The sequence below is a fragment of the uncultured Nostoc sp. genome (assembly GCF_937863485.1).
In the GTDB taxonomy this organism is placed as follows: Bacteria; Cyanobacteriota; Cyanobacteriia; order Cyanobacteriales; family Nostocaceae; genus Nostoc.
This window is the reverse complement of sequence record NZ_CALMFY010000181.1, coordinates 21759-28041: the sequence shown is the minus strand read 5'-3', so window position 1 is coordinate 28041 and position 6283 is coordinate 21759. Positions and strand designations below refer to the sequence as shown.

6 protein-coding genes are annotated in these 6283 nt (G+C 48.1%); 3 read left to right on the top strand and 3 right to left on the bottom strand.

The annotated features are described in order from the left end of the window. Positions 1-244 precede the first annotated feature (244 nt). Both Q0541_RS23945 and Q0541_RS23940 read left to right on the top strand, forming a co-directional pair. On the top strand, positions 245-481 hold the full coding sequence (locus tag Q0541_RS23945; RefSeq protein WP_298916460.1) for a hypothetical protein: 237 nt from the start codon (positions 245-247) through the stop codon (positions 479-481). A gap of 612 nt (positions 482-1093) precedes the next feature. Then, positions 1094-1420 carry an STAS domain-containing protein gene (locus Q0541_RS23940; protein WP_298916457.1) on the top strand — a complete coding sequence of 109 codons (327 nt, stop codon included), beginning with the start codon at positions 1094-1096 and terminating at the stop codon, positions 1418-1420. Between the two features lie 304 nt (positions 1421-1724). Here the strand turns inward: Q0541_RS23940 and Q0541_RS23935 are convergent, their stop codons facing one another. The 3 genes from Q0541_RS23935 to Q0541_RS23925 form a co-directional block, all read right to left on the bottom strand. After that, on the bottom strand, positions 1725-2915 hold the full coding sequence (locus Q0541_RS23935; RefSeq protein ID WP_298916454.1) for a SpoIIE family protein phosphatase: 1191 nt from the start codon (positions 2913-2915) through the stop codon (positions 1725-1727). A gap of 412 nt (positions 2916-3327) precedes the next feature. Further along, the gene (locus Q0541_RS23930) at positions 3328-3468 is read right to left on the bottom strand and encodes a hypothetical protein (protein WP_298916451.1); all 141 of its coding nucleotides are present in this window, start codon (positions 3466-3468) and stop codon (positions 3328-3330) included. 341 nt (positions 3469-3809) lie between these two features. Continuing rightward, positions 3810-4952: an NAD(P)/FAD-dependent oxidoreductase gene (locus Q0541_RS23925; RefSeq protein ID WP_298916445.1), complete on the bottom strand. Its 1143-nt coding sequence runs from the start codon at positions 4950-4952 to the stop codon at positions 3810-3812. Between the two features lie 387 nt (positions 4953-5339). Between Q0541_RS23925 and Q0541_RS23920 the strand changes: the two genes are divergently transcribed. Continuing rightward, positions 5340-6026: a TetR/AcrR family transcriptional regulator gene (locus Q0541_RS23920; RefSeq protein ID WP_298916442.1), complete on the top strand. Its 687-nt coding sequence runs from the start codon at positions 5340-5342 to the stop codon at positions 6024-6026. The last annotated feature ends 257 nt before the right edge of the window (positions 6027-6283 follow it).

The following is a 6283-nucleotide window of genomic DNA, read 5'->3' as shown; positions in this document are numbered from 1 at the left end:
CTAGGGGTTGTCACTGATTATACTACGACGAGAGTGACAAAAGAGGGTTAAAGTTACTGAAGATGCTATTGAGCGTTGGCAACCGGATCTGATTATTACTCATGCACCACAACCTGAAAAATATGGACATAGAGATCATGAAGTATGTGCGATCGCAGTTTCTAATGTTGCCACCCGTAAAAATATAACTTTATGGTATTCAGCACCACCTGTTTTTTTACGTGGTTTTGAACCAAACTTTTTTGTGAATATCACCTCTGTAATTGAGGAAAAGGTTGCAGCTATTGGTTGTTATGAATCAGAGTTAAATAAGACATTTATGCAACTTGATGCCATACTGGTTTTATCTCGTTTTTGGGCACGAGAGTTAGGTCAGAAAGATGGTTATTTTGAAGCTTTTGAAATCTCCCGACAATGTGTGGATGCTAGCTTTTTTACTACAATAGCAAATAAGAATCACCAACCAATTAAGCAAAGCTAATTGCATATAAAACACAAAGTTTTTGTAATTGACCACGGGGTGATTGCGAATAAAAATACAATATATCTCAATGAATTAAGGAGTTACAAAGATTAGTTCCAGCGATTCCACCTCATTGAATAAAGGTGAAGAAGTGGGTATGAGAAAGAGAAGTTAAGCAACGTTTGTTACTTGTTCACAAGAAGCAGGAACTTTTAGAAGTAAAGAACGAGAAAGTTTACCAGTGTGTGCAGCACTCGTTGCTGGTGTCATAAAATCCATGACATTCCATTTTACTTAAGCGTAGTGACAACAGTTAATATCCTTTGCACAAAAATACTTATAATTTAAATTTGAGAGCTAAAACTGGTACATAGCTTTCTTCATAGGAGGATGAATAGCTCTAACGGATACACATTAATTAGTTGATTTTACACCCTCAGCTTTCACAAAAAACCATAAAGCTGGTTCAACTTTCAGTAACTGGCAACAAATACGAATAGTTTTGGCAAGTGGTGTTTTTTCTTTGGAACTAATCGGTTATAAACTATGCTCTATCTATTGCGGTTTACTTATGTCAATGCCAAAATATAAATATATATTTTTCAAAGCAAATAGTAGGAAAATAAAACCATGAATTTGAGTGTAAAAGTCCTAGAACTGACTGGAATTTTAGATGGAATTAGAGGTAATGAATTGCGTCGTGAAGTTAGCGGAATTGTTGCAAATGGAACTGACATTTTGTTGCTTGACATGAAAGAAGTAAAGTTTATCGATAGCTCTGGTTTAGGTGCTTTAGTATCAGCAATGCAAATAGTGCGAAATGCTAATGGTAAACTTTTTGTCTGTTCTATTAGCGATCAAGTCAGGATGTTGTTTGAGTTGACTAAAATGGATAGAATTTTTCAAACCTTTACTGATCAAGATGAATTCAATCGCCAAGTGTTGGCAACGCAATAAGCTACTAAACAATACAATATTTGAATAGACCTGTCCAGAAATTTATAACCCAGTCTGTACAAGGGTTTTCAAGCCTGTCTACATGTCTTCAATCACTATAGGAATAAGGGTTTGGCATAGTTGATAATAGTTTAAAGACAAAAAATAGGATTTTCAAACTTTGAACTTCAACAAGATTTCTTATGCTGTATAATGCCCAAAATCTATATAAGGCAAGTTTTAGGGTTTATAAAGATAAAATTTTATATCCTATCTTTAGGCTTATTTTATTTTCGGACAGGTCTATTGTGGTTATTTGATTATGCTAGCTAAAATTAACTTTTACTAAAGATAAATCATCATCAAGATTATCTTGAGCATTTAAGGTAAGAATCTTCGTTAAGAGTTGATTTAGGTTACACGTATCTTTCAGGCTATATTCGGTTAGTAAGTCAATAAAAGCATCAATACCCCAAATTTTACCATCTGGCTGATTAATTTCATAAGCCCCATCACTAAAAATGTATAAAGTGCTGTTTTCTTCGATCTCAAGAATAGCATCCTCAAATTTGACATCAGCTAAAAAGCCAACAGGTAGATCCAAAGAACTTAGCTGTTTAACTTGGATGCTATTCGTAGAGGTATTAGATAACAGTAAAGCTGGTGGATGTCCGGCGTTGGCGTAAATGAGTTGACGTTTAAGACGGTGATAAACTCCATACCAGATTGTAAAGTATTTATCACCGTGCTTTGTCATTTGGAAGGCGTGATTGAGCGCTTTCAATACTTCACTAGGTTGACAAAAGTTAGTGTTTGGTAGAGATTGCGATCGCAATACATTCAGCACGGATACTGATAAAAGGGCTGAACCGACCCCGTGACCTGATACATCTAACAAATAAATTGCCAAATTATCCTCATCAATCCAATGATGGTCGAAACAATCACCCCCTAGCTGCGCTGAGGGAATAAACAGATTTTCTGTAGTTACTGATCCTACAAGCGGTGATGGTAGAAGCGATCGCACATAAGCAACTGCCTCAGACAATTCTGCTTCTAAAATTTGCTTTTGGGTTTGCAAATCCTGATTAAGTGTCTCTAAAGCTTGCTTTTGACTTTGTAAATCCTGATTTAGCTGGTGTAATCTTAGTCCTGCTCTTACCCGTGCTTTCAATTCATTCATTTCTATTGGTTTAGAGATAAACTCGTCTGCTCCAGCGTCAAGTCCTCTAACTCTATCTTCCTCCTCTCCTCGAGCTGCTCCCCTAGCCGTCAATAGAATAAAAAAAGTAGTCGCCAACTTTGGATCTGTTCTAATTCGACGACAGACTTCTAGCCCATCTACCTGGGACATCATCCAGTCACAGATAATTAGAGCAGGATGTAGCAGTTGTGCTTGTATAATTCCTTCTTCGCCATTGCTGGCTACAGTAGTCTCATAACCCTGGTTTTGGAGTGTTCTTTTTAATACTGTTCGCACTATAGGGTCATCATCAATAACCAGAATTTTAAACATAAATTACAGTTTTCTAAGTAAATCGCTGCTTTAATTTAACTTAAACCTCGTCTAGGTTGAGACCCGTAGTTTTTCGTAATCGGGTTTGAGATGAGTTGTAACCCACAAACTATCCTTTGATCGTGATCGCCCGGGGTTTCACGCCGCCACCAGCGAGCCTGGTTTGCGACAGCTCCTTATTGATGTCGGAGTGATAGTAGCGCTCAATAGCTTCAATGTCGGGGAACTCAACGATGATCAGGGCTGAGGGTTGCAGTCACCCTTGATCGTCTTGTAATTATTGCCGCGCACAATAAAGCGACCACCAGCCGCGACAACATGCTCAGTGGCAGCCCCGCTCATACTCGACCAGCTTTGACGGATGGGTGACTTCTAGTTCGATGATTCAAATAAGCTGGCATAATCTTGTTCTCTATCGATTGAGTTCTGTTGTAAAAAAGCCAGATAGTTTGGTAGGTGAGCGCTCACATACCAAGATTTGCACATTCCGCGCTTCGTCGTCTTGACCAAGACGACGTACGTGCCTTCGCACCCGCACTATGCTTTTTCCCATGCTTCCTGGCAAAATTACCCAATACATAAGCCTTTGCCCATCTTGCGGCCGTAAGGCCCAAAGTCCACCATAACATCCTCACTAAAGGCCGAGGCGATGAGTCCCGTGTCGTTGTGGTCTATGCCGGCACTGAGCCTCTATAGGACATCCGTTACCTTCAAGTGCTCGCTGAAGTTAGCAAAGGGATTCTGGTCGGTGTTCATGGTGAGTCCTTTGCGTGGATATTTTGCTCTGGATTTCAGCAACGCGCGATCTAACGCGCGGCTCAAGTAGTCGTTTCGCCTCTTCAGTTGCAAGCGACCGCCGCCACCCGCGCGAAAACTGTACGGGCCGGCGTCGGACTAGGACCGGCCGAAGTCGAGGTCTATCCCGTAGATGTTTCGCCCGACCTCAAGGCATTCACCAATCTCCTTCAGCGTGCGCTCCTGCATGCTCATCTCGAAGGCTTGCACGGCGGCGGTGACCGCTGCGATCGGCTCGGCCGTCAAGCCGTCGGCCAGTTCCAGTGCGTCGAGGAGCGCAAGATTCACGCCCTTGCCAGTGAAGGGCGGCATGGCATGCGCGGAATCGCCGACTATTGCTAAACCCGGCCGCGTCTCCCATCGGTAGTTCGGCGGCATGACGGAAAGGGGCCAACGCTGGAATTTACCTTCGACCTGGGTCAGCATCGTCATCACTTTGGGCGACCAGTCGCGGTAAGCGGCAAAGATGGATTCGAGGACGGCCTTCGTGTCGTCGAGCGCGAAGCCTTGCGATATAGGCCAGTCCTCGGCAACCGCCATAGAATAGTAGAGAAGGATTAAGTCGTGGGAGCAACGTTGCACGAATATGGTCTTCCCGCCGCTGGCGAACATCACTGAGCCTTCGCCGACTAGCTCTGCGATTTCGGAGCCGCGCCACAGATATTGGCGGATGTTCGCAGAAAGCATCGTCAGGCCGATGTAACGCGGACGGATCGACGTCAGCCGATGTCTGACCCGCGAGCCTACGCCGTCCGCGCCGACGACCAGATCGGCGGTGACAGGCCCTTGCTTTGCGAACTCCAGCCGCCACCGTCCGTCTGCCTCGGGATAGACATCTTTGACGAGGTGGCCCCAGGCGACCGTGCCGGGTGCGAGTGAGTCGAGCAGCAATTGGCGCAGGTCGCCGCGGTCAATCTCCGGTCCGGCTTCCTTGTGGGTCTCGGCTCCTCCCGCAGGGTGAACGCCGCCTTCCGAATCCAGCATCTTGAAGGCTTTGGCCTCGCTTCGGGATGCGCGCCGGAATATCTCGCTCAGGCCGGCCCGGTCCACCGCCCGCTGGCCGGATTCCTTGCGCAGATCGAGGCTGCCGCCTTGCGGGCGTGAGGTCGGCGAGGCGTCGCGCTCGAAGACTTTCACGGAGAACCCCTTTGTCTGTAACAGCCGCGCCAGCGTAGCGCCGGCCGGGCCAGCTCCGACAATGGCGACCGTGCCGCCAGTCTGAAGCTCTTTGCTAGTTATCATGAGAAATCCTTTGTATGTGGCCGCGAGCTTGTCTGCTTTTGAGAAGGTTCTGCCTCCGTCGCACGCGCCCCGGCAAGAGGCGACCGTCGATAGAGATCCAGGCACAGATAGTACGTTATTACTTTCGCCATAACAACTGTTTCTTCCTCCGCTAGTAGGCGAAGTGATTCCTGACACGAAAAACCTTTACTGCTTCTCCTCTCTTGTATAGATCCGTTCGGAGCTGATTATGTCCACTCCGGGGTGATCGAGGATGGCGCTTAACGCCCCATCGTTGTTATCAAAGATAATACTACTGCGTTTTCAGCGATAACGCAAGGGCGATAACACAAAAATGTTATAATTGATTACATGGTTGAGCGAATTATGGACATGCGGGAACGCATAATGCAAGCGGCTGCCGAGCTGTTGGCCCGTGGCGGGCGAGAGGCGGTGTCCACTCGGGCGGTGAGTGCCGCTGCCGGGGTACAAGCACCTACCATCTATCGGCAGTTCGGCGACATGCAAGGGCTACTCGACGCGGTTGCCCGCGAAACTTTGGCGGGGTACGTGCGCCAGATGGGCACTCAAGAGCGTGCCGACGCCCCAATCGAGGATCTGCGGAGGGGGTGGGATCTGCACGTGGCCTTTGGGCTTGCCAACCCGGCCGCGTACGCCCTCATCTACGGCGACCCCACCACTATGGCCAATGCGCCGGCGGCGCGCGACGACTTGGCGATCCTGCACGGGCTGGTAGCCCGCGCCGCTGAGGCGGGGAGACTTCAGGTCAGCGTCCCCCACGCCGTGCGCATGCTTGCCGCTGCGGGGATCGGGGTGACGCTCTCGCTCATCGCCACCCCGCCCGAGGCGCGCGACCTGCGGCTGTCCACCGCAATGCGCGAGGCGGTGTTCGCCGCAATCACTATCGCCCCCACGTCCGACGATGCTCCTGACGGTACGCCTGGCCCAGGGCGGGTGGTGGCGCGTGCTGTGGCCCTGCACGCTGTGCTCGCCGAGGTGCCCGGCGTCCTCTCCCTGGCCGAGCGGCACCTCCTCGGCGAGTGGCTTGATCGGCTGGCGGGCGCGGACAGCTGACGCGTGCTTGACGGTCAAGCCGCCAGTCCCCACGGAGACGATCTGGGTGTAAGCATTCGGGAGTGCTGGTAGTCAGTCGATCTCAAGCCTGTTCGCTCCCGGTAACAATGCAATTTTGTACAGTTATCACAGACAGTTTCAGTCTCTTATTGGACCCTAACTTTTACCTACCACTTATTAGAAGTGGGGGACTTTGACCCAACATTAATAACTGATGACTGATAATTGATAACTATTAACACCTTTAGCCTGGTCAA

Coding starts and splice junctions, on each gene's coding strand:
- Q0541_RS23930 (WP_298916451.1), bottom strand. CDS start 3,468: ATGGGAAAAAGCATAGTGCGGGTGCGAAGGCACGTACGTCGTCTTGGT.
- Q0541_RS23920 (WP_298916442.1), top strand. CDS start 5,340: ATGCAAGCGGCTGCCGAGCTGTTGGCCCGTGGCGGGCGAGAGGCGGTG.
- Q0541_RS23940 (WP_298916457.1), top strand. CDS start 1,094: ATGAATTTGAGTGTAAAAGTCCTAGAACTGACTGGAATTTTAGATGGA.
- Q0541_RS23925 (WP_298916445.1), bottom strand. CDS start 4,952: ATGATAACTAGCAAAGAGCTTCAGACTGGCGGCACGGTCGCCATTGTC.
- Q0541_RS23935 (WP_298916454.1), bottom strand. CDS start 2,915: ATGTTTAAAATTCTGGTTATTGATGATGACCCTATAGTGCGAACAGTA.